A 25,597-nucleotide genomic window follows, 5' to 3' on the forward strand; every position below is an offset into this window, starting at 1 on the left:
GGGGATAACTTTTCCATTATTCAAAAAATTGGTCTAAAACCCCACCCCTGAAAATGGCAGCGTATCAACGGCTAAAGTCACGGCGTTTTTGGCAGAAGGGCAAAGCCACTAGCATTGCCAAGATGAGAATGCTTTGATCGCGCCAATGGCGTTGCACATCTACGGTAAACATGTAGCCTTGATCTCGTTGGAAGCGGCTGATAATGCCTTGGGCTTCATTGATGGCACGACTGCGTTGGCGGTTCCACTCAGAATATTTTAGTTCCCACTCATCCATGGCTGCCTGATAGGCTTGCAGCCGTTGCAGATAGTCTTGGAGCGCTGCTGGATCATTGGGGGGATCGCCCGGAGACTCTGGCCGCGGCGGTGCGGGTTCATCCACTTCGGGGACATACTTGGCGCGGATACCGGGGAAGTTACAGGTCTTAAAGAGACCGGGACCATAGCACAGACAAAAATCCCGCTGCATCTCCTCGGTCATTTTTTCCCGTTCCTCCTCTGGTTCGCGCCAACAGGGGTCATTGGCAATGTCATCCCCGATGCCTGTGAGCTTGACCATCGCCTCAAAGGGCCACTTAATGACCGTCAGATGGTTAATAATCTGCCCCGGTAACCCGAAGGAAGAAACGGGCTGAATCCCGCCACTAAAGATAATTTGGGGCACTAAAAACATCAGCACCAGCAGCGGCACAATGTTCTGGCTAGGGGCAAAGGCAGAGACTAAAAGACCCATCGCCATACCGCCAAAAATGGCAAGGGCAAGGGTGACGTACATGGCAAAAGTAACCCCCCAATCTCCCGGTAAATCCACCGCCAGCTTTGTCACCGCAAGGTAAGTGGCCGCTTGATAAAGAGCTAGCCCAAGGGCGATCGCCCCCTTGGAGCCAATGTAGGGCAACAGCCGCAGGCCAATCATCCGCTCCCGCCGATAAACCTCCACCTCCTTAACCAATTCCCGCATCGTTGTCATTGCGCCAATCATGACGGCAATCAGACTGGTGACAAAAATCATCGTCAGGGCTTGACCCGCATTCCCCGTTTCCGGATTAAAGAGATCGCGCTGCCAAGAAACAAAACTCAAACTCCCCAAGAGGGGGGCTATTAAGAGAGTCAGCAGCAGGTTACTGCGATCTTGGCCAAGAATTGTGAGATTGCGGCGGGTGAGAATGAGAAATTGTTGCCAAGGGGAGATTTTCGACTTGGGTTCACTGCTGCGACGGGATTTGCCCTTGGTGCGCCGTTGACTTTCATCGGGCATGTGAGCTAGCACCTGCTGTCGCCCGACCACATATTCCTGATAGAGGCGCGATCGCCGGTAGGCTTCCTCTAGTTCTGCCGAAGTGGGGGCATTGGGGTTTTTCTCTTTGTCTAGGGCACGATAGATGCCAGAAAAATCCTCGAGCTTAATGCCACTAAAGCGATCGCCAAAGGTAGCTCGGAAATAGGGCAGCAGTTGATCAGGAGGACCAAAGTAGGCCAGACGGCCGCCCTCCGCTAGATAGATCACCAGATCACACTCCCGAATATTTTGGGTGGCGTGGGTAATGATCAGAATCGTTCGCCCCTGATCCGCCAACTGCCGCAGCAAAAACATCAGGTCGGCTTCCGTGCCCGGATCTAAGCCAGAGGTGGCCTCATCGAGGAAGAAGAGACTGGGTTGCGTGAGCAATTCGGCACCAATACACACCCGCCGCTGCTGACCGCCACTGAGGCGGGAAATGGGCACATCGCGACGATGGTTCAGTCCCAATTCTGTTAACACCTCGGTCACCCGCTGTTGGCGTTCCGCTGGGGTTGTATCGGGAGGCATGCGTAGTTTTGCCGCGTATTCCAAGGCTTGGGCGATCGTCAGTTCCTCGTGGATGATATTCTTCTGCGGTACATAGCCCAATTGCGCTTGAAAGGCCTGATAGTTGCGGTAGAAATTTGTGCCATTGACCAGTACCGTGCCCGTTGTTGCTGGCCGCAGTCCATTGAGGGCATCGAGGAGCGTTGACTTGCCGCTACCACTAGGCCCCAAGATGGCCACAAACTCCTTGGGCATGATCGATAGCGAAATATCGTGGAGAATTTGCGTTCCCTTGCCCACCACCTTACTGAGGTTGATGGCATCTAGGCGCATGTGACCCGATTCGGCATATTGGGTCAGGGTTTCATCAACATTGAGGACAAGGCGATCGCTACCAATGCGAATACTGTCCCCCACCCGCAGCAGTGTGGGTTCTTCTACCTCGCGGCCATTGACAAACGTGCCATTACTCGACCCCAGATCCGTGAGCAGGAAATCGCCATTGCGGCGCTCAATTTTGGCGTGGTGACGGGACACCGTTGGATGCTCAATCACCAGATCATTGCTTGGATCGCGGCCAATCGTGAACGTGTTGTATCCCACCAGCGAAATCGTCTTCACGGGGACAGTGGATGTCGCATCGGCCTCAGGAATCGCCAGTACTGTTGCTGTGCTCAACTCCGTCGCGGGGCTAAAGACAACGGCATGACGCTCTGTGTCAATGCGATCGGGCAACTCCTGCCCCACATAGGTCAGCGTCACAAATTCCATCAGGGCATAACTCTCCCCAATTCCCAAATGCACATTCATTGCCGGCTGCGGGTCACTGAGATCTACCACCTGCAAATGCTGATCCGCAAAGCGTAATTTCAAGTGGCAGGGCAAAAGTTCAGGGGTATCCACCACCACATCGCAGGCGGGATGGGTGCCTAAAAGCGTCGTTTGCTCCTGTAGCCCCCAGCGTTGCTGCCATGTTTTGGTGCGCACTTCAATCACAGGGACTTCAGTCTCTTTGCTGACCTCAGTGGTACGGGGTTGATAGTCGTGGTAGTGCCAGATGAGGCGAAAGCGCACAGCAGAGTTGCCCAGCGTTATCAAGTCGCCATCTTCAAGGGGAATGGGGGTATTGGGCACAACCGGTTGGCCATTGAGATGGGTGCCCGCTTTACTGCCGAGATCTACGAGGTGAACTTTCCCTTCTTGCCACTCCAAGAAAGCGTGGTAGCGGGAGACGGAAAGATCATTGAGGACAATGTCATTATCGGGGGCACGGCCAATTTTGAGGCCGCTGGCGGGTAGCTGAACCCCCTGCTCACTGACGGATTTGACAAGTTCTAACCATGCTGTTTGAGTCATGACCTTGGGGCAAAGGGGCTTGATGCCGGTCAGTTTACTGGATTCTGGCCGATCTGACAAAAGACGCCCGCCAAAGCTCAACCGGCGCAGAAACCTATCATTATTGCGAGGAGGGCAAAGAAGGCATCGGCAAATAACTCGCCACCTGTGACCATAGAAACTGTGCTTGCTCCCACAGGCGATCGGGACCAATACCAAAAAAGAGTTGCAACAGGAAAACAATCAGGGCAATTTTAATCGCCGTACCGAGAGTGACCTTGAGGACAGTGATCAGCCAGCGGAGCACGAACCAACTGATGGCGATCGCCCCTAAGGTGATCAGGATTTCAGTCACGGTCATCGCCGCACCAAGATATCTTGGCCATGGGTATCCGTGCCGCAGGTCTCCAGCAACTGGTGTTCAACGGCCAAAGCATGCACAAGGGCGGTTGTTTCAGGGGTGGGTTCCCACACATCGGGATTGCTGTAACAGTAGTAGGTTTCCACCCCATCAATCCCCCGCGCCACAGCTGCAGGAATCAATTGTTCAGCAGGCAAACGATAGCGCGCCGGGTGTGCCAAAATCGCCAAGCCTCCTGCTTCATGGAGTGCGGCAATCACCCGTTCTGCCTGTGCCAAGTCCCCTTGGGGGGCAGTGCCCATTGTATAGAGATGCAGGATCGGCGCATAGGGGTCAAAGCCATAGCCCAGAATATGCACCTCAGTACCCAAGAGTTGAGCCGTAATTTCAATGCCCGTGTAAACTTGGGGGCGATCCGTTCCTGGATAGGCTTCTACGTAGGTTCGAGCCTGAAAATAGCCCTCTAGGGCATGGTGATCGGTAATGGCAAATCCCTTGAGGCCATGGATCATTGCCTGTTGCGCCACTTGCTGCGGTGTCAGTTGCCCATCGGAGCAGATGGTATGGAGATGAAAGTTATAGCGATAGGGACAACTGGTTGCCGTCAACATCCGAAAGAGACCACGGAGAGTCTCAGCCTGCGTCACCATCAGTGCAGCAAGGGTCATAGGCATTACCAAATCTTACGCTGTTACCTCTTTAATATAAACTTTCTTTAAGAAACGAGAGATAAAGATTCCTAATAGGGCGATTTATGTACCTCGATGGGGTGTGCTAGGATACAAGTTGGCTCGGAATCATGCGATCGCAACGCCTCAACCTTGTCAGGTCCGGAAGGAAGCAGCAATACGGGATGCTTGCGGTAGGCGTGATCTCCGGGTCACCCTCTTGAGACCTGCGAACGATTCATGCCTGTCACTACCCTTAGCCTCCCCCTCGATGAGATTCGCTACGATGAACGGGGTTTAGTGCCAGCAATTGTCCAAGACTATTTGGACGGCACCGTGTTGATGCTGGCGTGGATGAATCGGGAATCGCTACAGAAAACCCTTGAAACCGGTCGTACGTGGTTTTGGAGTCGTTCGCGCCAAGAACTGTGGCCCAAGGGCGAAACCTCTGGCCATGTCCAGTGGGTCAAAAGTATCCGCTACGACTGCGATAGTGATGCCCTGTTGTTAACAGTAGAGCAAGTGGGCCAAGTCGCTTGCCACACGGGGCAGCGCAGTTGTTTCCACCGCCATGGGGAGGCCGGACAACGGGTAGAAGACCCACCAGCAGATACCCTTTCGCAAGTGTATAACGTGGTCTGTCAACGGCGCGACTTTCCGCAGCTACAGTCCTACACTTCCAGCCTGTTCACAGCCGGTGATAATAAAATTCTCAAGAAGCTGGGCGAAGAAACCGTAGAAGTGGTGATGGCCTGCAAAGACGATGACCCCGAGGCGATCGCCGGTGAGGTAGCGGACTTGTTTTACCACACGCTAGTTGCCCTTGCCTATCATGGGGTGTCCCTGCGGCAGGTCTATGAGCAGCTTCAGTTGCGGCGGCGCTAGTTGCTTGCCGTTTTCCTTGTCAGCACTGGCTCAACGTCGTTAAAGTGCTAGATACAGGTAATTTACATAACTATACAAATGGCAAAGCAGGTGGTCGTCATTGGCGGCGGCATTGGGGGTCTGACCACAGCAGCATTGTTGGCACGACGGGGCTATCGGGTTCAGCTGTTTGAGCAGGCAGCCCAACTGGGGGGCTGTGCCTCCACATTTCAGCGGCGGGGCTTTACCTTCGATGTTGGTGCCACCCAAGTGGCTGGCCTTGAGCCGGGGGGGATTCACGCGGCGATTTTTGCTGAATTGGAGATGCCTCTGCCAGCAGCAACCCCCTGCGATCCTGCCTGTGCGGTGTATCTGCCGCAGGAAATGACGCCCATCAATGTTTGGCGCGATCGCGATCGCTGGCAACTGGAACGTCAACGCCACTTTCCCCACAGTGAGCGGTTTTGGCAAGGCCTTGAACACCTCTTTGCCATTAGTTGGCGATTTCAGCAGCGGCAGCCCATTTTACCCCCGCGCAATGGCTTTGATCTGTGGCAATTGGTGCAAGCCCTGCGTCCGGAGACGCTTCTCACGTTGCCCTTTAGCCTGATGACGGTGACCGATTGGATGCGTCTTTGCGGTGTCGGGGGCGATCGCCGGCTGCGGCAATTTCTGGATCTTCAACTCAAGCTCTACTCCCAAGTAGATGCCAGTGAAACCGCACTCCTCTATGCCGCCACCGCCCTCTGTCTGTCCCAAGACCCCCACGGCCTCTACCATCTCCACGGCAGCATGCAGGTGCTCAGTGATTTACTCGCCAATGCCTTGCAGCGCGATGGCGGTCAAATTTACACCCGGCATTTGGTGCGTCACATTGAAGTCGAGCGGGGGCGTGCCGTCGCTGTCCAAGTGGAGAACCTGAAAACAAAAACCTTGCACCGCGTTGCAGCGGATCACATTGTGGCCAATGTCCCTGCCCAAAACCTGCCCCAACTCCTTGGCGATGCCATTCCCACTGGCTATGCCCGCCGCCTCAAAACACTGCCGCCGGCCGCCGGTGCCTTTGTGATTTACCTTGGCGTTAAAGAGGCCGCCATTCCCGAAAGTTGTCCACTCCACTTGCAGTTTCTCTACGATGCGGAAGGGCCGATTGGCGAAAATAACTCCCTGTTTGTCTCTGTGAGTCAGCCGCAGGATGGGCGTGCCCCCAGGGGCTATCGTACCCTGATTGCCTCCAGCTTTACTGAACCGAATTTTTGGCGTCAGCCCGACTTAGACTATGCCGCCACCAAGGCGCAATACACCCAAACAGCTCTTGAACACCTCGGGGAATTCTTTGATCTGCGGCCTGAGCACATTGTTCACTGTGAAGCGGCGACCCCCCGCACCTTCTGGCGCTATACCGCGCGGCTAGATGGCATTGTCGGGGGCATTAGTCAACGCCTGAGCACCTTTGGCCCCTTTGGCTTGGCCACCCGCACCCCGATTCCTCACCTGTGGTTAGTGGGAGATTCCGTGCATCCGGGGGAAGGTACGGCCGGTGTCAGCTATGGTGCCCGTGCCCTTGTGCAGCAACTGCTCGCCAATGATGCCTAAGGGATTCCTATTTTGGTGAAAATCACTATAATAGAGAGACTCGTTACCAATTGCGAAAGGAACCCACTGCCTGTGTTTGCGACTCTCGCTGCCCCCCAACCGTCCCTGCCGTTGGATTTAATTGCGGCCATCCAAGACCTGAAGCGGGAACTGAATGCAGTGATTCTAGCCCACTACTACCAAGACCCCGCCATTCAAGATGTGGCCGATTACATTGGTGATTCCCTTGGGCTGTCGCGGCAGGCCGCCAGTACCAATGCCGATGTCATTGTTTTTGCTGGGGTGCATTTCATGGCCGAAACCGCCAAGATTCTCAACCCCGATAAGCTGGTGTTGCTGCCGGATTTGGCGGCGGGCTGTTCTTTGGCAGACAGTTGTCCTGCGGACGCCTTTGCTGCTTTTAAGGCGCAGTATCCTGACCATTGGGTGATTTCCTACATTAACTGCACTGCCGAAATTAAAGCCCTGAGTGACATTATTTGCACCAGTTCTAATGCAGTGAAAATTGTGCAGCAGTTGCCTGCGGATCAGCCCCTGATTTTTGCCCCCGATCGCAACCTTGGTCGCTATGTCATGGCACAAACCGGACGGCAGATGGTGCTGTGGGACGGCAGTTGCATTGTCCATGAAACCTTCTCCGAGCGACGCATCCTCGAACTCAAGGCCGCCTACCCCACGGCCCAGGTGATTGCCCACCCCGAATGCGAAGAAGCCGTACTCCGCCATGCCGATTTTATTGGTTCGACAACGGCTTTGCTCAACTATAGCCAACGCCAAGATCACGATACCTTTATCGTTGTCACCGAGCCAGGGATTCTCCACCAGATGCAGCGGCGCAACCCAGAGAAAACTTTTATCCCTGCGCCCCCTCAGGATCAGACCTGCAATTGTAATGAGTGCCCCTTTATGCGCCTGAATACCCTAGAAAAACTCTATTTGTGTATGCGCGATCGCCAGCCCCAGATTGAACTACCAGAAGACATCCGCCTTGCGGCGCTCAAACCCATCCAACGCATGCTGGAAATGTCCTAAACCAAGGGTGTCAGCTCCCTTAAATCTCAGCAACTGCTCGCTCAATCAGGCGACGAGCTAGGGTCTGAACGCCCGTATGGTAGTAGTAGTTGGTGCTCATGTCCAAAAAGGCTCCCAAGTAGTCGAGGTTATCCTTCGAGAGTTCAATAAAGCTTTGCAGACTATTGATCACCTTTTGCGGCGTTAACTCGTGGCTGCTGACAAATTGATGCATCCACCCCTGCACGGCATTAAAACTTTCGACAATAAAGCCCAATTGACCGCTGGGATTGCCCCCCGGCACGACACTGCCAATTGCTTTGAAGGTGGGGTTTTCCTGTAGATCATTGGGTTGCAAGCTTTGCAGTGTGCCCAAGCATTTGAGAAGAAAGTCAGGCCCTAGGGGAATCAGGCCATCAAAGCAGATGAGGGCGGCCATCCGCATCAGGGATTCACCACTGTAGTCGGCAAGGGCACGCAGGAAGTCGCCGAGGCTGTCACCGGGAATGCCATTGATTTGACAAAAGGCCAGAATTTCCACAATCAGCTTAATGCTGAGATCAATGGACTGCGCCCGCTCTGGCTTGGGTGTCATTTTATCCAAGAAGCCGAGGAAGGAAATTTTCTCGCCCACTTTGTTGGCAAGGGCAGCCGCTCCTAGGAGAGCATCGGTGTTGTCCACGGTTTGATAGAGCCACAGTGCCCGCTGATAGCCTTGGGATTTGTCATTAAAGAGCCGCACGGCGCGATCGCCAATTTGGCGGATCAAGGCAGGATCCGTTTCTCCAGTTACATGGCGGATCGTGTTATCAAAACCAACGATATTTTGCCACTGGCCGGGAATGATGAAATCCAAGGACTTGAGGGCCATAACGGTGATGCCCCCAGTGGGGAGTTGATCAACAATTTTATAGATAGCTGCGCTCACGGTGGTCTCCTTAGGGGGCAAGTTGGGCTAAACCAGCAAGATCAAATTTTTCAATCCATTCGCGGCGATCGCTGGCGGTAAAACTGGGATCACGGGAGAGTACCTTCACCTGATAGCGGTTGGCCACCAGAATGGCCGTTTGTGTGGTTCCCACCTCTACTGCTGGATAGCCAGCAATCTGCATCGTACTGTTTTGAAACTTGGCGGCAGCCTCAGGGGTGCTAATCGTATCGGAAATGGCCAGCATCGCTAGTTCTTTGCCCTCTTTTTTCAGCTTAGCCTCGGCAAAGCCCTTTTTCTCTTGGACATAGATGCGCTCAAAGCCATTCCCCTCGGGCGGAAAGAAGCGATTAAATTCACTGCCTTGGGTGGCTTCACGACTCACTGCCGGTGGTGCATTGCGCTGAGTGCTTTCCTGTTGCACCTGCTCATAGGGAGAGGGCGGGGTAGGGGCGCAACCGGTAATGAGAAGCGTCAGGGTTAAAATAAGCGCAGTCAGCCAGCGTGCCATGTGAATCCCCAAGACAACAAGCCAATCATAGCCTAGAGGGGGAAGCCACAGCCCTAGTTTGATACTTTGTTAATTTCTGCATTAATCTCTTGCCACTCGCGATCGCTCAAGGGTTCCGGGGTCAGTTTCACTTGCCACTGCGCCTCAAAGGCGTCCAAGAGAGCCGTTTGCACCACCTCTAAAGGGGGAAGGGACTGCCGATGGGGAACACTGCCAAATACCTGCTGCCATAGATCGAGGTCAGGGGTCAGGACAATTGAACCATGCTGCAGGACGCGATCGCCCCGCCAAGCTTGGGCACTACCAATGACTTTCTCGCCCGTAGGTAAAACCAAATCGGCCACGGTGGCTTGGGCAAAGCAATTGATCGGCGCTTGAGAGGAATAGGGGTCTTGTCCCAACTGCAGAGGCCACCCTAGGCGCTCAAACCCCACCCTCAGGAATTGACACAGATCGGTATAAACCTGTCGCCGCCGTTGCCCCAACCCCCACACCACTAGACTGTAGGTGAGATCCCCTTGGTGCAAAACAGCCCGCCCCCCCGTGGGTCGCTGCACCAGTTCGATGGCTTGCCCCTGCCAGTGCAGGTGTTGCCAGTGCTCTGGAATTTGCCGCTGACTGTAGCCAAGGGAGATGGCGGGCGGTGACCAAGTGTAAAACCGCAGACAGGGGCGATCGCTAGACTGCCACAACCACCGATCCACCGCCATTTGCACTTTTCCCGGCGCCCCAAAGGGGGGAATATAACGCCACTTCATTCAGAAGCTGCTTCTGCCGGATGGTAGGCTGCCGCATCCCGCCGACACCCCATATAGGCAAGGATATACAACTCCTTCAGGTCTTGAATCAGCGGATAGCGAGGATTTGCCCCCGTGCACTGATCGTCGAAGGCCAGTTCGGCCATGCTTTGCACCTGTTCATAGAAGGCTTGATCCTCACTGTTGAGGGCTTCCTTAATGGTGGCTGGAATCTCTAACTGCGCCTTCAGGTCTTCAATAGCGGCAATCAGGCGCGCCACTTTTTCCTCTGGCGTGCTACCACCCAATTCAAGAAAGTCGGCAATTTGGGCATAGCGTTCCTTGGCTTGCGGATACTTGTACTGTGGAAAGATTGCCTGTTTCAGGGGGGCATCCGTGGCGTTATAGCGGATGACATGGCAAATCATCAGCGCATTGGCAAGGCCGTGGGGCAAATGGAAGGTGGAGCCAAGTTTGTGGGCCATCGAGTGGCAGACCCCCAAGAAAGCATTGGCAAAGGCCATGCCGGCGATCGTGGCGGCATAGTGAACTTTCTCGCGAGCTTCTGGGTCAGCCGCCCCCAAGCGATAGGCACGGGGTAAGTACGTAAACAGCAGTTTGATTGCCTCTAATGCCAGTCCCTCAGTAAACTCCGTCGAGAGCACCGATACATAGGACTCCAAGGCATGGGTTAGGGCATCAATGCCGCCATAGGCCGTGAGTTTCTTGGGCATGTGCAGCACCAAGTCGGGATCCACAATCGCCATGGTGGGCGTGAGGGCATAGTCCGCCAAGGGGTATTTAATCCCCACGCGATCGTCGGTAACCACTGCAAAGGGCGTCACTTCGGAACCCGTCCCCGAGGTCGTGGGAATTGCCACCATCATGGCTTTTTGACCCAAGGGGGGCAGTTGATACACCCGCTTGCGAATATCCATGAAGCGCATGGCCAAGCCGTCAAACTCCACCTCTGGATGCTCATACAACAGCCACATCACCTTGGCCGCATCCATGGGTGAGCCACCCCCCACGGCAATAATCACATCGGGCTGATAGTCTCGCAGCAGTTCTAGGCCGCGATTCACCGTACTCAGGGTCGGGTCTGGCTCCACTTCATGGAAGATGTCGTGCTTGATGCCCAGTTCTTCGAGGGTGTGCACAATCGGGTCAGTGATGCCCAAGTCAAAGAGGGGTTTATCGGTAACCAAGAAGGCGCGTTTTTTCCCTTCTAGCTCTCGCAAGGCAATGGGTAGGCAGCCGGGTTTGAAGTAAATTTTCGGCGGCACGCGGAACCAGAGCATATTTTCGCGGCGATCGCTCACCGTTTTGATATTCAACAGGTGATGGGGACCGACATTTTCTGACGTGACATTACCGCCCCACGTCCCACACCCCAAGGTCAGCGAGGGATCCAACTTGAAGTTGTACAAATCCCCGATCGCCCCTTGGGAAGAAGGTGTATTAATCAAAACCCGTGCCGTCTGCATGCGGTATTTGAAGTAGGCAATGTCATCTTGGTTGCGGGGATCGGTGTAGAGCACAGAGGTGTGCCCCATGCCGCCAAAATTCACCAACTGTGCGGCAATTTCCACCCCTTTATGGAACTGGGGTGCCCGATACAAGGCCAAGACGGGACAGAGTTTCTCATAGGAAAATGGCTCCTGCGGCCCCACTTCACTCACTTCACCAATGAGTACCCGCGTTTCTGGCGGCACTTGGATATTGGCCATTGCAGCAATAGTGGCTGCTGATTGACCGACAATCGCAGGATTGAGGCGACCATCCTTCAGGAGGAGTTGTGCCACCCGCTGCTGTTCCTCAGGGGAAAGAATGTAGGCACCCCGCCGTTGGAACTCCGCTTTGACGGCATCATAGATCTCATCAACAACAATCACCGCCTGCTCCGAGGCACAGATCATGCCATTGTCAAAGGCCTTACTCAGGAGAATCGAACTCACTGCCGTTGGAATATCGGCTGTGGCATCAATGAGCACCGGGGTATTCCCCGCCCCGACCCCGATCGCCGGATGACCAGAGGAATAGGCGGCCTTCACCATGCCTGGCCCACCCGTGGCCAAAATCAATTTAATTTGGGGATGCTGCATCAGGACTTGGGAGAGTTCAATGGTTGGCTCATCAATCCAGCCAATAATATCGGGGGGTGCGCCAGCGGCGACTGCTGCATCCAACACCACCTTGGCTGCGGCCACCGTACAGACCTTTGCTCGGGGATGGGGCGAAAAGATAATGCCATTGCGAGTTTTCAGGGCAATCAAGGCCTTAAAGATGGTCGTCGAAGTTGGATTCGTCACCGGCACCACACCGGCAATGATCCCCACGGGTTCAGCAATTTTTTGGATGCCAAAAATGGGATCATCCTCAATTACGCCGCAGGTTTTCTCATGTTTGTACTTGTTGTAGATATATTCCGAGGCAAAGTGATTTTTAATGACTTTATCTTCGACAACCCCCATGCCCGTTTCGGCAACGGCTTGTTTGGCAAGGGGAATCCGCGCTTGGTTGGCCGCCATGGCCGCTTGGTGGAAAATGTGATCCACCTGCTCTTGGGTAAACTGAGCATACTGGGTTTGTGCCCTTTGGACACGCTCAATGAGTGCTTCGAGATCGGCAATGGTTTGAACGGGTTGAGAATGAGTTAAGGCTTGGGCAGTCATGGGCGACTCCTGAGGAAAGAAATTTCTTAAATGGGCAAGTTATTGAACGTTGAGATCATATTCACGGAAAAGGGCGATCGCCCGTTGGACATCTTTGGGACTCGCTGCCGGCGTATCAAACAGTTCATAGGGCAACCCTAATTGCTGCCATTTGTATTCCCCCATTTTGTGAAAGGGCAACACCTCCACTTTCTCCACGTTACGCAGACCCGCCACAAATTGCGCCAATCCCCGAATATTTTCGGGATCATCCGTCAGCCCCGGTACCAAGACAAAGCGGATCCACGTCGGTTTGTGGATCTCATCTAGGTACTTGGCCAACTCCAAGGTGGGGGTAATCGTGACACTGGTGACCCGCCGATAGGTCTCCGGCAGAAAGGATTTAATGTCGAGCAACACCAGATCCGTTGCCGCCACAACCGGTTTAGCCGCCTCCAAGACCACATAGCCCGACGTATCTAGGGCGGTGTGCAATCCTAATTCGTGGCAGCGCTCAAAAATTTCACGCACAAACTCCGGCTGCATCAGTGGTTCGCCGCCACTGACCGTTACGCCCCCTTGGCGCAGATAGGATTGGTAATGCTGAATATCGGCAATCAGTTCATCCACGGTTACGAGCTTGCCCTGATGGGGTTCGCGGCAGTCGGGATTGTGGCAGTACAGACAGCGCAGTGGACACCCTTGGGTAAAAATCACATAGCGAATGCCGGGGCCATCTACCGTGCCACAGGTCTCAACGGAGTGAATGTAACCTGTCACCTTTTGTTTTTCGGGTTGTTTTTCAGGGAGTATGGAAACCATCATTGAAACCTCGGTGACAACAGATTGCTTGAGATAGCGTTTATGGATTTAAAGAGAACCTTCTAAAAAATTTGCTAAAATTTTAATCGCTTAAGAAAGTATCCCAGTTAACAGAAACTCTGTTTTCAATTCCTCTCTACGTCTTGCCTACGGCCTAGGAGGTACATCTGTTATATAGCCATTTTGAACGTGCTCCATTCTTGGGAAAAGAGCAGTACAGTGCTGCGCTTGGTAAAACTATAATTTCAGCATAAAAGCAGAAACACAATTTGCCCGCTGTCTTAATTAACTTTTAGGATTGGTGGTTGTTTCGCAACGTTGCCTAACTTAATAAAGAGTCTTTAAGTACACCCCTATTGGTGGGCGATCGCTCGCTCAAAGCTTGGAAAATATCAAGATTGAGGCTTTTGAGGACTTGTTCAATCTTGTCTTTATTCTACAAAATTCTCTTGATCTAGGCCAATTGTGTGATTAGTGACAAAGTAGCTCTACTCGCCCTGCGATCGCGCACATTTGCGGGCCTCAAGCACGGCTGCATGTAAGGCTGCTTCCAGTTGCTGGGTCAATTCCTGTGCCTGTTGTTTGAGGTTGCCCTCGCGCTCAGCGGGCGTCCACAGGGGCGCTCCAATCCAAAGGGCTACCCGCGCACGAAACTGCGGCTGTGGATCGTAGGCAATGCCAACGGGAAAAATCGGCAGGGGGCGATCGGCCTGCAAGACAAGACGGGCAAGACCGGGCTTCAGGGGACGTACTACCTGATCCGGCACAATCCCACCCTCGGGAAAGATCACTAGGGGCTGACCTGCATTGAGAATCTCCAGCACATGGCGCAAACTACTGGGCTGAGGACGGTTGAGGTTCACAGCAAAGGCACCCAGACGACGGATAAACCAGCCCTGCACCCCGCCAAACTCGATCGCATTGGTCATAAAGCGTAGCGGATAAGGCCACACCAAGGGCAAAATCACCGGATCCCAACGGCTACAGTGCTTGGGGGCAAGCAAGAAATGACCCTCCTTGGGCAACTGCTCGCGACCGACAATCGTAATCCGCGAAAAGTAAAGGGGCAAAAATAGGCGATGAATTGGCCATAACCCCCAATAGAGCCACGGTGAGATATGAGATGTGGTGGGTGCCGTTTTTTTATGGCGCATCCGTTCTCCTCTGTAGCTGCCCCCACTACAATAGTAGGCCTGTAGCCCCTTGCCACTGTCGAGGAACAAGCCAATGTCGCAGCCGACCCATCGCTTTAATCTCCGTGTTTGGGGGCAGTTTCTGCGGATTGCCCAACCCTATTTCTTTCCCCGCCATCGCTGGGGCAGCAGTGTGATCTTTATCCTGCTGCTTTTTCTGGTCATTGCCCTCATGTTTGGCTTCCTCTTCGGTCTGACGGCAGCCGTGACCTTTGGCCTCAATGCCCTTGCCCCCGAACTGATGGGACAAATTGCCGGTGGTCTCATGGAGATGATTCAATCCCTGTGGGCACAGCCCCTCAGCCGTAGTATTCTGCTGGGGACGGTGATTCTCCCCTTGGGCGTCTTTGCGCTGCTGCGGCAACCCCTGCTGCCTCGGTGGCAAGCGTGGGCACTCTTGGGGTTACTGCTGATGCTTTCCCTCTCCGTGAGTGGCCTCAACGTGATCATTAGCTTTGTCGGGCGCTTCTTCCAGACGGCACTGGCGGAGAAAAATGCTGAAACCTACTGGCGATTCCTCTTGGTGTATGCTGGCGTTTTTGTGGTGGGGACGCCGATTGTCGTCATTTATCGCTACGTGCGCGAATATCTAGGGTTGCGCTGGCGGGATTGGCTCACCCGTCATTTTTTGGATCGCTATTTCCAGAATCGAGCCTACTACACCATCGAAAACCAAGGCGAGATTGATAACCCTGATCAACGGATCACCGAGGATATCCGCTCCTTTACCCAAACCTCGCTCCAGTTTCTACTAATCATTCTGGGCGAAATTATTGACCTCATTGCCTTTAGTGGCATTCTCTGGAGTATCTCCCAAACCCTAACGCTGACCTTGGTTGGCTATGCCATTGTCGGTACGATTGTGACCGTTTTGATTGGACAACGCCTGATTTGGCTGAACTTTAACCAACTGCGGCGCGAAGCCGATTTTCGTTATGGCTTGGTTCATGTGCGCGATAATGCCGAGTCCATTGCCTTTTATCGCGGTGAAGGCCAAGAGTCGGTGCAGGTGCGTCAGCGCTTTCTCGAGGTGCTGCGGAACTTTAACCTCTTGATTGGTTGGCAGCGAAATCTTGATTTTTTCACGACGGCCTATAACTACTTTGTGATCATCGTGCCGGCAGCGGTGGTTGCTCCCCGCTACTTTGCCGGCGAGATTGACTTTGGTGCTATTAGCCAAGCCAGCTTTGCTTTCTCGCAGGTGCTGGGGGCACTCTCAATCATTGTGAACCAGTTTACGAACCTCACGGGCTTTATTGCGGGTATTGAGCGTTTGGCAGAGTTTGATGAGGCGCTGACAACGCCCCCAGTGCCCCCCCAATCGCAAATTGAATTGGTGGAGAAGTCCTACATTGCCCTAGAACACGTGGCTGTGGATACACCGAACTTGGCACGGCGGCTGGTGGAAGATGTCACATTTGCCCTTGAGGCGGGGGACAGTGTGGTGATCATGGGGCCGAGTGGAGTCGGTAAAAGTTCGCTCCTGCGGGCGATCGCCGGACTCTGGCAAAGTGGCAGTGGCCGTATTATTCGTCCCCCCGTAGATGAAGTGCTCTTTTTGCCCCAACGCCCCTATATGGTGCTGGGTACGTTGCGCACCCAACTGCTCTACCCCAGTGGCGATCGCCAAACCCCAGACGATGTGCTTTTGCACGCCCTTAACGAAGTCAACTTGGCACATTTGCCGGATCGCGTCGGTGGTCTGGATGTGGAATTAGCGTGGGATGATGTGCTGTCGCTTGGGGAACAACAACGACTGGCGATCGCCCGCCTGCTGCTGAATCACCGCCCCTACGCCATTTTGGATGAAGCCACCAGCGCCCTAGACTTAGCCAACGAAAAACGAGTCTATGAGCACATTCAGCGCACCACCCGCAACTACATTAGTGTTGGCCACCGTGAGAGCCTGATGCAGTACCACAAGTACGTTTTAGAACTCAAGGGCGATCGCGAATGGAAATTTTATGCCCTCAGTTAGGTATCGCCGTAGCGGCACACTGTTTTAATATTGACAAACTCCAACAGTCCTGCCCGTCCCAGTTCACGGCCATAGCCAGAGGTCTTGATCCCGCCAAAGGGCAAACGTGGATCCGACTTGACCATCGCGTTAATGAAGACGGCACCCGCTTCGAGATCCCGCACGAGGATCTCCGCTTCATCGCTCTCCTGTGTCCAAGCACTGGCCCCTAAACCAAAGGGTGTGGCATTGGCCAGTTCGATTGCCGCAGTTAGGGACGGTACCCGAAAGAGCATCGCCACAGGTCCAAATAGCTCCTGATGAAACACGGGGTTATCTGGAGTGACCTCTGCCAACATCGTCGGCGCAAAGAAATACCCCTGCTGACAATGGCTCGGCAGATCAAGGTTGCGGCGGTAAAAGACCTTGGCACCATGGGCAAGGGCAAGTTCAACCTGGGCGTGGAGTTCATCACGGATGGCGGCAGTAGCAAGAGGCCCCAGTTGTGTGGTGGGTTCCAAGGGATCGCCAATTACCCACGTCTCGAAGGCAGCTTTCATGCCCTCGGCAAAGGTGTCATAGACAGCCTCATGGACAATAAAGCGTTTAGCCGCAATGCAGGATTGGCCATTGTTAATCATGCGGGCTTGGACAGCGGTGGCGATCGCCTGAGGGATATTGGCACTGGGCATGACAATAAAGGGATCACTTCCCCCCAGTTCCAGAACGGTTTTCTTGAGGTGCTGACCTGCTGCTTGGGCTAAACTTTTGCCCGCTGCTTCGCTGCCCGTGAGAGTCGCTGCCTTAATACGCGGATCCGCCACCAGATCAGCAATGGCACTGCCGGGAATCAGCAGGGTTTGAAAGACCCCCGCAGGAAAGCCCGCTTCCCTCAAGAGCTGGGCGATCGCCAGCGCGCACTGAGGCACATTAGAAGCATGCTTGAGCAGAACCACATTCCCCGCCATCAAGGCCGGGGCCGCAAAGCGAAACACCTGCCAAAAGGGAAAATTCCACGGCATCACGGCCAAAATAATGCCAAGGGGCTGGTAATGAATCGCGCTGTAGCTTGCCTCTGTGGGAATTAATTCAGGCCCCAGGAAAGCTGCCCCCTGCTCGGCATAGTAATGACACACCCACGCACATTTGTCAATTTCAGCCCGCGCCTCTGTCATTGGTTTACCCATCTCAAGGGTCATGAGGCGAGCAAGCGCATCCCGCTGCTGTTGCAGGAGATTTGCTGTGTTTTCTAGCCACTGGGCACGCTGCTCAAAGGCTGTCAGGCGATAGGTCTCAAAGGTCGTCGCCCCTTGGGCAATCGCCCTCTCCACTTCCTCAGCCCCTAAAGGGGAAAAAGTTTTTAAGACCTCAGCCGTTGTGGGATTAACCGACGCGATTGCCATGATTAAATTTCCCTATCTGGCTGACGCCAGCGATCGCTAGCGCCTAGGACGTGGGTTCAGTATGCTAATTCTAGCGTTTGTTACAGTCCCCATCCTCTTGATGAATGGGGCGATCGCAAACCATCGTTGTGCATTTTCATCGCAGTTGTGGGGCACGCTTTTATGGCAACCATTGTTGATATTGCAGTGAATACTCGCGGCTTTTCCACACTAGTGACTGCTGTCAAGGTGGCCAATCTGGTGGAAGCCCTGCAATCGCCGGGGCCTTTTACGGTGTTTGCCCCCAATGATGATGCCTTTGCCAAGTTGCCCGATGGCACCATTACCTCCCTTGTGCAAAATCCTCCCCAGTTAGCGCGGATTCTCAAATACCATGTGGTTGCCGGTGCCTACAAAGCCGCCGACCTGAAAAAGATGGAAATTGTCACTTCCCTCGAAGGTTCCACTATTCCGATTCATGGCGATCATCCCTTGGAAGTCAAAAACGCCACTGTCCTTGCCGCTGATATTGAAGCGGAGAACGGTATTATCCATGTCATTGACACCGTGATCTTGATGGGTCTGAATCCAGCCCACTCCTTTCAGGACACCAACATCCCCTACAAAGTCTAGGGCGTTAGCGAATTTCCCGCACCAAAAGCCCTTGGCGGATTTTCTCCTCCACAAACTGGCGGTAAAGCTCTAGCTCTTCATAGGTGACTTTGCCATCGGCGCGAATTTGTCGCTTGATTTGCGCCATTTCGTCGGCAGTCAATACGCCGTCGGCGATCGCTCGCTCTAGCAGTTGTTTGAGTTGGGCTAGTTCTGCTTTATCGGCCTCTGAGAGAGGGGTTCCATTTGGCTGATAACGTTCCATGGCACTCTCGCCTCAACAACCTCTCTACCCTATTCTCACCCTGCAACGTTGGTGTCGAGGGGCTAGGAACTTAAATCTTGATAAACTTTACTTATGGTCTAAAGAGAATCTCTGAGTCGTTCTCAAGCTGTTGGAACCAAACAATGCAAGTATCAGAAATGAAGTACGGCGAACGCGCCATTCAAGAAGGGCAACTGATTACATTTCCCAATCCACGTCCCGGTCGGCAATACACCATTGAGATTACCCTGCCGGAGTTTACCTGTAAGTGTCCATTTTCTGGCTATCCTGACTTTGCCACGCTTTACGTTAGCTATATTCCCCATGAAAAGGTGGTGGAACTAAAAGCGATTAAGCTTTACATCAACAGCTATCGCGATCGCTACATTTCCCACGAAGAAGCGGTGAATCAAGTCCTCGATGATCTCGTGGCCGCCTGCGACCCCCTCTACATGAAAATCAAAGGGGACTTTGCCCCCCGTGGCAATGTGCATACCGTTATTACAGTCGAACACCATCGCCAGCCGGAAAGTTCGTGCTAAAATTATAGACTGCAAGACTGCGGACGTAATTCAGTGGTAGAATGTCAGCTTCCCAAGCTGAACGTCGTGGGTTCGAGTCCCATCGTCCGCTTTCCCTAAAAACCACCAAAATGCGGTACTCTGGAGCATTTCAGAGATTCAAAGCTGCCCTTTCGCGCTAGCGTGGCGGAGCCATGAAGGTACCCAATTGTTTGGCCACCAACCCCCTCTATCAGCAGGTATAATCTAATGATGTTCTGCCCCTGCGGTTTCACTGATTATGCCCTTCGAGATCAATCACGGTCTGGGTCGCTTTAACTCCAAACGGGATCTCCATGCTGCCCTAGGGATTCCATTGTCGGCAGCACCCGGGGAAATTCGCAAGCGGTATCTCAAAATTGCCAAGACACTGCACCCCGACAGCCGTGATGATGAATCGGGCAAAAAAATGGCCAGTGATTTGCTCTCCAAGTTTGTGAATCCTGCCTATGAGGTGCTTTCCCAAGAAAAAGAGCGGGAAGAATATCAAGTCATTTTGCGCTTGCTTGAAAAGCAACTGCTAACGGCCAATATTGTGCCAACGCCCACCTTTGATTTGGCACAGGAAGTCTTTAACGCTGCCAATGTTGAAGAAGCCTATCAAAAGGCGCTCAATACCCTTGCCCAAGATCAGTACAAAGACTTAAACAATGTCCTGAAAATTAGCGAACAAATTAGTGAACTCAATTTGATTTATCTGTGGCGATCGGCAGGCGGCAAGGCAACCACAGCCACGGTTTCTACGCCTGCATCCCCACCCAAATCAGATGAAACCCAAGTGCGTGCCACACCAGCAGCCGCCACAGGGACGACACCGCCGACAGAGGCTCCCAAAACAGAGCAATTTACAGAGCAATACTTCCGACGCGCAGAAGAACTCTTTAATAAAGGCATTTATCTGGAAGCCATCAAAGAATTGAAGGATGCCCTGAAAATTGACCCCCGCAGTGCCCGCTGCAATGCTCTCCTAGGCAAGGTGTATCTGCAACAAGGCTCCCTCAGTATGGCCAAAATTCACTTTAATCAAGCCCTGAAGCTGAATCCTCAAGAGGTGACGGCCATACAGGGACTCGAAGCAATTAGCAAGAGGGAGCGTAAAGCCCAGCAACAGCAAAAAAATACTGAGCCGCCAAAACCGGAGAAAAAGAAATCCTCCTTCTTTGGTCTTTTTGGGAAAAAATAATTCACTATGGTGTATCAACCTGCCTGTGGTGCCCGCGATATTTTGCCCCTTGATGTGGCACGGCAACGGTGGCTAGAGCAGCGCTTGGAGCGCGTCTTTCAAAGCTGGGGGTATCAAGAAATTATTACGCCGACGATCGAGACCTTGGCCACATTGACGGCAGGGGGAACCGTTCATCCAGAAACAGTTATTCAAGTCCAAGGAAGCGGTGATGAACCCTTGGGATTGCGGCCAGAATTAACGGCTTCGATCGCTCGTGCTGCTGTGACTCGTATGGCAGGCAGGCAACTGCCCCAACGGCTCTATTACAAAACCAATGTCTTTCGGCGGACAACTGTGGCAGAGTTGGGCAACCAGCAGGAATTTTTCCAAGCGGGAGTGGAGCTACTGGGGGCAACAGGTTTAGCGGCGGATGCAGAAATTCTCTGGCTGGTGCAGGAGTGCCTTGGGGCACTAGCGGTTGAGGAGGCCTATCTCTTGGTGGGGGATGCCCACCTGACGCAACAGTTGCTCAGTCCCTTTCCAGCGGAGCTGCAAAAAACGGTGCGCCAGTGCTTGGCTAATTTAGACCGCGTGAGTTTGCAGGCTCTCCCCGCCCCTTGGCGCGATCGCGCCCTTGCCCTCTTTGATCTGCGGGGCACTCCAAGGGAAGTGGGGGAACGCTTAGCGCAGTGGTCTGACGTGGCAGGGGTGGCCGATCGCTTTGGGGAATTGCAACAGTTGTTGGGCTTGGTGGCTGAGTCTTTGGCGATTATCCTTGATCTCAGCCTTGTGCAGTCCTTTGATTACTACACGGGGATTATCTTTGAGGTCTTAATTCCCACGGAAACGGAACTGCGGTTGGTGGCTCAAGGGGGGCGCTATGATCAACTGCTCAGTATCTATCATCCGGACGGTGCCACGGTGCCGGGGATTGGTTTTGTCTTTAATGTCGAGGCGCTCTTGCAGGCGATCGCCATTCCCCCAGCCGCCCTCTTAGCTCCCCGTAGTCAATGGCTGGTGGTTCCCCGCACAAGCAACGCTCTCGCTGCTGCCCTCCACCATGCCCAAACCCTACGCTTGGATGGCTCGACTCGAGTGGAGTTGGCACTTCTAGATCTGACGCCAGAACAAATCCGCGCCTATGCCCGCGATCGCCAGATTCCCTATATTGCTTGGATTGAGAGTGATGCGCCACCGCAGATCGAAGCCCTCAGTGATGGGGCAACCTATTTGCAGATTCAGAGTGTTTAGGCCATGCTAACGATCGCCCTACCCAAAGGTGCCCTACTCAAAGATAGTATTGCCTACTTCCAACGGGTGGGCTTAAATTTTGAAGCGCTCCTCGAGCCGGGAAATCGCCAACTTCAGGTGCTTTCTCAGGATGGCCGTGCCCGCGCCCTTTTGGTACGTGCCCAAGATGTCCCGGTTTATGTGCAGTATGGTCAAGCGCAGTTGGGCATTGTGGGCTACGATGTGCTGCGGGAAAAAAATCCCCACGTGGCCAAGCTAGCGGATCTCGGTTTTGGTCAGTGTCGGCTGTCGGTGGCCGTCAAAGCCTCTAGCCCCTACCGCAGTGCCCGCGATTTGCCCCCCCATTGCCGCGTCGCCTCAAAGTTTGTCCGCTGTGCCGATGCCTTTTTCCAGCAGTTGGATTTGCCCGTGGATATAGTGCCGCTCTATGGTTCAGTGGAACTGGGGCCGATTACGGGGATGGCAGAGGCGATTGTGGATTTGGTCTCGACGGGGCGCACCCTCAAGGAAAATGGCCTTGTGGAGCTAGAGCAAATTTTTAGCAGCACAGCCTACTTGATTGCCCATCCCCGCAGCTATCGCCTCAACCTCAATGGTCTTGGACACTACGTTCCGCAGTTAACAGGAGCGATCGCCTGATCTCATTTTTGGCCGTGCACAACCATGGCTGGCAGGGGTTCATTGATCGACCCCCGGCAGTTGCCATTGGCGCGATTGAGTTCCTGAATCTTGTGGTGGGCTCGCTGCCATGCTTCGACAAAACGGCTGACACGAATGGGGTCAATGGGTTGTTCAATCTGGCCATTGCGCTTCAGAGAACTGGCAACAATGACGCCGTTGACGTAGGGCACTAATTGCTCCACATTGTCCCAAGAGGCACCACTGCCAATAAAGAGGGGTTGTCCCTTGGCGGCACTGGCGGCCACGGATAGATCTTCCTCAGTGGGCGGATGTCCCGTTGCCCAACCGGAGAGAATCACCCCATCGGCGAGTCCCCGTTCAAAGGTGTCCCGTACCGCAGTGGCGAGGTTCGGACTGTGGAGCGGCTGGGCGTGCTTTACCATCACATCGGCAAAAATTTTGATGTCTTGCCCCAGTTCGCGGCGGTAGCGCAGGAGTTGATGGGCTTGGCCTTCAATAATGCCTTGATCTGTCGCCATTACCCCAGTGAGCACATTAACGCGGATAAATTGTGCCCCGGTACAGGCAGCGATCGCCAGACCACTGAAGGCATCATTGCGCAGCACATTCAGGCCAATGGGCAAGGCCACCAGATTCTTTAACCGCTGCACCACCAAGGTCATGGCACTGACGACGGCGGCATCCACCCGATCTTTGGTGAAGGGAGCATCAAAGAAATTCTCAACAATAATGGCATTGGCTCCCCCTGAGGCGAGGGCTGTGGCTTCCTGTTCTGCGCGGTCAATAACGGCCTTCAGGCTCCCCCCCCAACGGGCAGAGGTGGGTAAGGGAAGGAGGTGGACAACACCAATGACGGGGGTTGCAGTGTGAAAGAGAGTCCGGAGATCCACAACGATTTCGGCGATAGGTGAACAGTGCAGGTATAACAGGAGGAGTGGCAGGCACTCTACACAGGCACAATGGCAGAATGCACTGACTTAAGTATATCCCCGTCTGACCCCCCCCTCGTGGCGATCGCCCTCGGAAGCAACCTTGGTGAGCCATTGCTGCAACTGCGCTCAGCCGTCCAAATCCTTGCCCAAACGCCGGGGATTCATGTCTTAGCCTGCTCGCCGTGGTATCGCACGACCCCCGTAGGCCCCCCGCAACCGGACTACTGGAATGGCTGTCTGATTGCCCGAACGCAACTTTCCCCTTGGGCACTTCTGCAAACGCTGCAAAGGATTGAGACGCAGTTTGGTCGCCAACGGCAAGAGCATTGGGGATCCCGCACGCTTGATCTGGATCTGCTGCTCTATGGCGATCGTGTCATGACCACTGCCGAACTCACCCTGCCCCATCCCCGCTTGGCCGAGCGACCCTTTGTCCTTGTGCCCCTTGCAGCGATCGCCCCCCACTGGCGACACCCCCTACTGGGTGACACCATCCAAACCCTACGGGAGCGAGTGGGGGATGCGGGCATTATTGCCGTTCTCTCTGACGGTGCTGGCGAAACCACGTTTGCAACTGCTGCCGACAGGCCGCCGCCTGAACCCCGCTAATCACCTGAATCCGGTGGAACACCGCTGGGCTTTGCGGAAGTTGCAGCACTGAATCAATAGCCCCAGCTTTTGGATCGGTCGTCCCGTAGATGAGGGTGTGAATGCGGGCTTGAACAATGGCAGCGGCACACATCGGGCAGGGTTCTAGGGTCACATAGAGGCGGCAGCCCTTTAAATACCACGTACCTAGACGTTGACCCGCGCGGCGGAGGGCAATGATTTCCGCATGGGCAGTGGGGTCATGATCTCGCTGGCGGCGATTTTCCCCCGTGGCAATGAGTTCATTCTCGGCACTGACAATCACCGCGCCTACGGGCACTTCATCGGCAGCTCCTGCCTGTGCTGCGAGGGCGATCGCCTGTTGCATCCAAAAGTCATGCGGGTCTGTTTCGGATAAAGGGAGAATGTCTGGCATGGCGATCCCGTTGCCGCAGTGGCTATGGTACTATTTTTTCAGTTCTCTTGCGATCGCTGAATTCTTTTAGGAAAACACCATGATTGATGCTTTAGTTTTGGTTGCTAAACTCCCGGAAGCCTACGCCATTTTTGATCCCCTCGTGGATGTGCTGCCGGTAATTCCTGTGCTCTTTTTGGCCTTGGCCTTTGTTTGGCAAGCCGCTGTCGGTTTCCGTTAAAGATAGCTTCGATCAAAATAACCCTGTTGACTTGCCCCGTTGATTTCAGCGGGGTTCTTCTTGACTTTTGGCATGTGTTTCCCCTATGGCAGGTCACAGTAAGTGGGCAAACATTAAACGGCAAAAGGCGCGGGTGGATGCCCAAAAGGGCAAGACCTTTGCGCGGCTATCGCGAGCGATTATTATTGCGGCGCGGCATGGGGGAGGGGATCCAGCGGGCAACTTTCAACTGCGCAGTGCGATTGAGAAGGCAAAAGCCGCGGGGATTCCTAGTGAAAATATTGAGCGGGCGATCGCCAAAGGGACGGGTACGCTTGAGAGTGATGCCCCCTTAGAGGAAATTCGCTACGAAGGTTATGGTCCAGGGGGTGTGGCGTTTTTGATTGAGGCCCTCACGGATAATCGCAATCGCACGGCAGCGGATCTGCGGGCAGCCTTCAATAAGCAAGGGGGCAACCTCGGCGAAACCGGCTGTGTGGGCTGGATGTTTGAGCAGTGGGGCATTGTTACTGTTACCGCCCCTACAGATGAGGAAGCCTTCCTTGAGGCACTCCTAGCGGCTGATGTGGAAACCTATGAAATGCTAGGGGATGTAGCTGAGGTGCGCTGTCCCGTGCCTGCCCTAGAAACCGTCAGCGAAACCCTGAAAGAACACGGCTACACTGTTCTCGACACCGAAAGCCGCTGGGTCTCAATGAATACGGTAGAAATCACCGATGAAGATACCGCGCGGCGCGTCCTCAAGTTGATGGATGCTCTCGAAAATCTCGATGATATTCAAAGTGTGGCCACCAACGTCACGATGAGCGATGCCCTTATGGAGGCGATGTACGTCTAGGCATCCGTGGTTTTACGGGATTTTGGCAAAGATTTCTGCGCTGCTGAGACTCAAAAAATTGAGTGGAAACACGGTAGGCAGCCAAAGGCAGCCGTGGGAGCATAAAAGTACGGTTGCAGGCATTGCACCGAGGCACGTTGTGTGTAACCAGACTGAGGCTCTCCTTAGAGCGATCGCTCTTCTTCTCTCAATCAACGTTGATTGCCCGTGTGTTCCCGCCTTTGTGTGTTTCCCCTGTCGGCTCGTGTGTGTTCCTCAGGTTCCCTGCTGAAAAAAGTTG

Annotated in this window: 25 protein-coding genes, 1 tRNA gene and 1 other RNA gene; 14 read left to right on the forward strand and 13 right to left on the reverse strand. The window is 54.0% G+C overall.

What is annotated here, in order from left to right:
• Positions 1 to 64 precede the first annotated feature (64 nt).
• From RHJ80_RS03250 to RHJ80_RS03260, 3 genes are read right to left on the reverse strand one after another with little or no spacing between them, the layout of a single operon-like run.
• Positions 65 to 3,205 carry an FHA domain-containing protein gene (locus RHJ80_RS03250; RefSeq protein WP_310438052.1) on the reverse strand — a complete coding sequence of 1,047 codons (3,141 nt, stop codon included), beginning with the start codon at positions 3,203 to 3,205 and terminating at the stop codon, positions 65 to 67.
• 40 nt (positions 3,206 to 3,245) lie between these two features.
• Positions 3,246 to 3,485, reverse strand: coding sequence for a hypothetical protein (locus tag RHJ80_RS03255; RefSeq protein WP_206201046.1), 240 nt, complete (start codon positions 3,483 to 3,485; stop codon positions 3,246 to 3,248).
• Complete coding sequence (locus RHJ80_RS03260; RefSeq protein ID WP_225901640.1) at positions 3,482 to 4,153, reverse strand: PHP domain-containing protein; 672 nt, start codon at positions 4,151 to 4,153, stop codon at positions 3,482 to 3,484. The genes RHJ80_RS03255 and RHJ80_RS03260 overlap by 4 nt, the downstream gene beginning before the upstream one ends.
• A gap of 120 nt (positions 4,154 to 4,273) precedes the next feature.
• Between RHJ80_RS03260 and ffs the strand changes: the two genes are divergently transcribed.
• The 4 genes from ffs to nadA all read left to right on the forward strand — a co-directional run bounded on the left by ffs (position 4,274) and on the right by nadA (position 7,645).
• Positions 4,274 to 4,370, forward strand: an RNA gene (ffs, locus tag RHJ80_RS03265) — signal recognition particle sRNA small type.
• 23 nt (positions 4,371 to 4,393) lie between these two features.
• Complete coding sequence (gene hisIE, locus RHJ80_RS03270; protein WP_302676836.1) at positions 4,394 to 5,038, forward strand: bifunctional phosphoribosyl-AMP cyclohydrolase/phosphoribosyl-ATP diphosphatase HisIE; 645 nt, start codon at positions 4,394 to 4,396, stop codon at positions 5,036 to 5,038.
• A 78-nt stretch (positions 5,039 to 5,116) separates the two neighbouring features.
• Positions 5,117 to 6,613 (forward strand): C-3',4' desaturase CrtD, encoded by a 1,497-nt coding sequence (gene crtD / locus RHJ80_RS03275; RefSeq protein WP_302678829.1) that lies wholly within the window; start codon positions 5,117 to 5,119, stop codon positions 6,611 to 6,613.
• A 72-nt stretch (positions 6,614 to 6,685) separates the two neighbouring features.
• Entirely contained in the window at positions 6,686 to 7,645 is a 960-nt protein-coding gene (gene nadA / locus RHJ80_RS03280) for a quinolinate synthase NadA (protein WP_206201049.1), read from the forward strand.
• 19 nt (positions 7,646 to 7,664) lie between these two features.
• Here nadA and RHJ80_RS03285 read toward each other — a convergent pair whose 3' ends face one another.
• The 6 genes from RHJ80_RS03285 to RHJ80_RS03310 form a co-directional block, all read right to left on the reverse strand.
• Positions 7,665 to 8,552, reverse strand: a complete 888-nt coding sequence (locus tag RHJ80_RS03285) for a hypothetical protein (RefSeq protein ID WP_302676834.1) — start codon at positions 8,550 to 8,552, stop codon at positions 7,665 to 7,667.
• 10 nt (positions 8,553 to 8,562) lie between these two features.
• Positions 8,563 to 9,063, reverse strand: coding sequence for a hypothetical protein (locus RHJ80_RS03290; RefSeq protein ID WP_302676832.1), 501 nt, complete (start codon positions 9,061 to 9,063; stop codon positions 8,563 to 8,565).
• 53 nt (positions 9,064 to 9,116) lie between these two features.
• Positions 9,117 to 9,821: a lipoate--protein ligase family protein gene (locus RHJ80_RS03295; protein WP_310801451.1), complete on the reverse strand. Its 705-nt coding sequence runs from the start codon at positions 9,819 to 9,821 to the stop codon at positions 9,117 to 9,119.
• Positions 9,818 to 12,475 carry a bifunctional acetaldehyde-CoA/alcohol dehydrogenase gene (gene adhE / locus RHJ80_RS03300; RefSeq protein WP_310801452.1) on the reverse strand — a complete coding sequence of 886 codons (2,658 nt, stop codon included), beginning with the start codon at positions 12,473 to 12,475 and terminating at the stop codon, positions 9,818 to 9,820. The genes RHJ80_RS03295 and adhE overlap by 4 nt, the downstream gene beginning before the upstream one ends.
• Before the next feature lie 39 nt (positions 12,476 to 12,514).
• Positions 12,515 to 13,279: a pyruvate formate-lyase-activating protein gene (gene pflA, locus RHJ80_RS03305; RefSeq protein ID WP_206201054.1), complete on the reverse strand. Its 765-nt coding sequence runs from the start codon at positions 13,277 to 13,279 to the stop codon at positions 12,515 to 12,517.
• A 485-nt stretch (positions 13,280 to 13,764) separates the two neighbouring features.
• Complete coding sequence (locus tag RHJ80_RS03310) at positions 13,765 to 14,430, reverse strand: 1-acyl-sn-glycerol-3-phosphate acyltransferase (protein WP_206201055.1); 666 nt, start codon at positions 14,428 to 14,430, stop codon at positions 13,765 to 13,767.
• Between the two features lie 73 nt (positions 14,431 to 14,503).
• Between RHJ80_RS03310 and RHJ80_RS03315 the strand changes: the two genes are divergently transcribed.
• A complete protein-coding gene (locus RHJ80_RS03315) occupies positions 14,504 to 16,447 on the forward strand; it encodes an ABC transporter ATP-binding protein/permease (RefSeq protein ID WP_310801453.1) in 1,944 nt (647 codons plus the stop codon).
• Here the strand turns inward: RHJ80_RS03315 and RHJ80_RS03320 are convergent.
• On the reverse strand, positions 16,444 to 17,829 hold the full coding sequence (locus tag RHJ80_RS03320) for an NAD-dependent succinate-semialdehyde dehydrogenase (RefSeq protein WP_310801454.1): 1,386 nt from the start codon (positions 17,827 to 17,829) through the stop codon (positions 16,444 to 16,446). The two genes, RHJ80_RS03315 and RHJ80_RS03320, sit on opposite strands and share 4 nt — an antisense overlap.
• A 162-nt stretch (positions 17,830 to 17,991) precedes the next feature.
• Here RHJ80_RS03320 and RHJ80_RS03325 point away from each other — a divergent pair, with 162 nt between their 5' ends.
• Positions 17,992 to 18,441: a fasciclin domain-containing protein gene (locus tag RHJ80_RS03325; RefSeq protein WP_302678835.1), complete on the forward strand. Its 450-nt coding sequence runs from the start codon at positions 17,992 to 17,994 to the stop codon at positions 18,439 to 18,441.
• A gap of 4 nt (positions 18,442 to 18,445) precedes the next feature.
• On the opposite strand, the gene RHJ80_RS03330 is transcribed toward RHJ80_RS03325, so the two are convergent.
• A complete protein-coding gene (locus RHJ80_RS03330; RefSeq protein ID WP_302678836.1) occupies positions 18,446 to 18,685 on the reverse strand; it encodes a hypothetical protein in 240 nt (79 codons plus the stop codon).
• A gap of 143 nt (positions 18,686 to 18,828) precedes the next feature.
• Between RHJ80_RS03330 and queF the strand changes: the two genes are divergently transcribed.
• From queF to hisG, 5 genes are all read left to right on the forward strand, one after another.
• Positions 18,829 to 19,227: a preQ(1) synthase gene (gene queF / locus RHJ80_RS03335; protein WP_310801455.1), complete on the forward strand. Its 399-nt coding sequence runs from the start codon at positions 18,829 to 18,831 to the stop codon at positions 19,225 to 19,227.
• Between the two features lie 19 nt (positions 19,228 to 19,246).
• Positions 19,247 to 19,318: transfer RNA gene (locus RHJ80_RS03340), tRNA-Gly, on the forward strand.
• 168 nt (positions 19,319 to 19,486) lie between these two features.
• Positions 19,487 to 20,428 carry a DnaJ domain-containing protein gene (locus RHJ80_RS03345; protein ID WP_310801456.1) on the forward strand — a complete coding sequence of 314 codons (942 nt, stop codon included), beginning with the start codon at positions 19,487 to 19,489 and terminating at the stop codon, positions 20,426 to 20,428.
• A gap of 6 nt (positions 20,429 to 20,434) precedes the next feature.
• Positions 20,435 to 21,661: an ATP phosphoribosyltransferase regulatory subunit gene (locus tag RHJ80_RS03350; protein ID WP_310801457.1), complete on the forward strand. Its 1,227-nt coding sequence runs from the start codon at positions 20,435 to 20,437 to the stop codon at positions 21,659 to 21,661.
• Between the two features lie 3 nt (positions 21,662 to 21,664).
• Positions 21,665 to 22,300 carry an ATP phosphoribosyltransferase gene (gene hisG, locus RHJ80_RS03355; protein WP_206201062.1) on the forward strand — a complete coding sequence of 212 codons (636 nt, stop codon included), beginning with the start codon at positions 21,665 to 21,667 and terminating at the stop codon, positions 22,298 to 22,300.
• Positions 22,301 to 22,302: 2 nt separating this feature from the next.
• Here the strand turns inward: hisG and btpA are convergent, their stop codons facing one another.
• Positions 22,303 to 23,193, reverse strand: a complete 891-nt coding sequence (btpA, locus tag RHJ80_RS03360; protein WP_310743382.1) for a photosystem I biogenesis protein BtpA — start codon at positions 23,191 to 23,193, stop codon at positions 22,303 to 22,305.
• Between the two features lie 69 nt (positions 23,194 to 23,262).
• Here btpA and folK point away from each other — a divergent pair, with 69 nt between their 5' ends.
• The gene (gene folK / locus RHJ80_RS03365) at positions 23,263 to 23,844 is read left to right on the forward strand and encodes a 2-amino-4-hydroxy-6-hydroxymethyldihydropteridine diphosphokinase (protein WP_310801458.1); all 582 of its coding nucleotides are present in this window, start codon (positions 23,263 to 23,265) and stop codon (positions 23,842 to 23,844) included.
• Here the strand turns inward: folK and tadA are convergent.
• Complete coding sequence (tadA, locus tag RHJ80_RS03370) at positions 23,765 to 24,259, reverse strand: tRNA adenosine(34) deaminase TadA (RefSeq protein WP_310801459.1); 495 nt, start codon at positions 24,257 to 24,259, stop codon at positions 23,765 to 23,767. The two genes, folK and tadA, sit on opposite strands and share 80 nt — an antisense overlap.
• A gap of 79 nt (positions 24,260 to 24,338) precedes the next feature.
• Here tadA and RHJ80_RS03375 point away from each other — a divergent pair, with 79 nt between their 5' ends.
• Together RHJ80_RS03375 and RHJ80_RS03380 are read left to right on the forward strand one after the other, a co-directional pair.
• Positions 24,339 to 24,479: a photosystem II reaction center protein K gene (locus RHJ80_RS03375; RefSeq protein ID WP_011056031.1), complete on the forward strand. Its 141-nt coding sequence runs from the start codon at positions 24,339 to 24,341 to the stop codon at positions 24,477 to 24,479.
• Between the two features lie 85 nt (positions 24,480 to 24,564).
• Positions 24,565 to 25,317, forward strand: coding sequence for a YebC/PmpR family DNA-binding transcriptional regulator (locus RHJ80_RS03380; RefSeq protein ID WP_206201065.1), 753 nt, complete (start codon positions 24,565 to 24,567; stop codon positions 25,315 to 25,317).
• Positions 25,318 to 25,597 lie beyond the last annotated feature (280 nt).

This window comes from Thermosynechococcus sp. QS41 (assembly GCF_031583515.1).
GTDB lineage: Bacteria > Cyanobacteriota > Cyanobacteriia > Thermosynechococcales > Thermosynechococcaceae > Thermosynechococcus.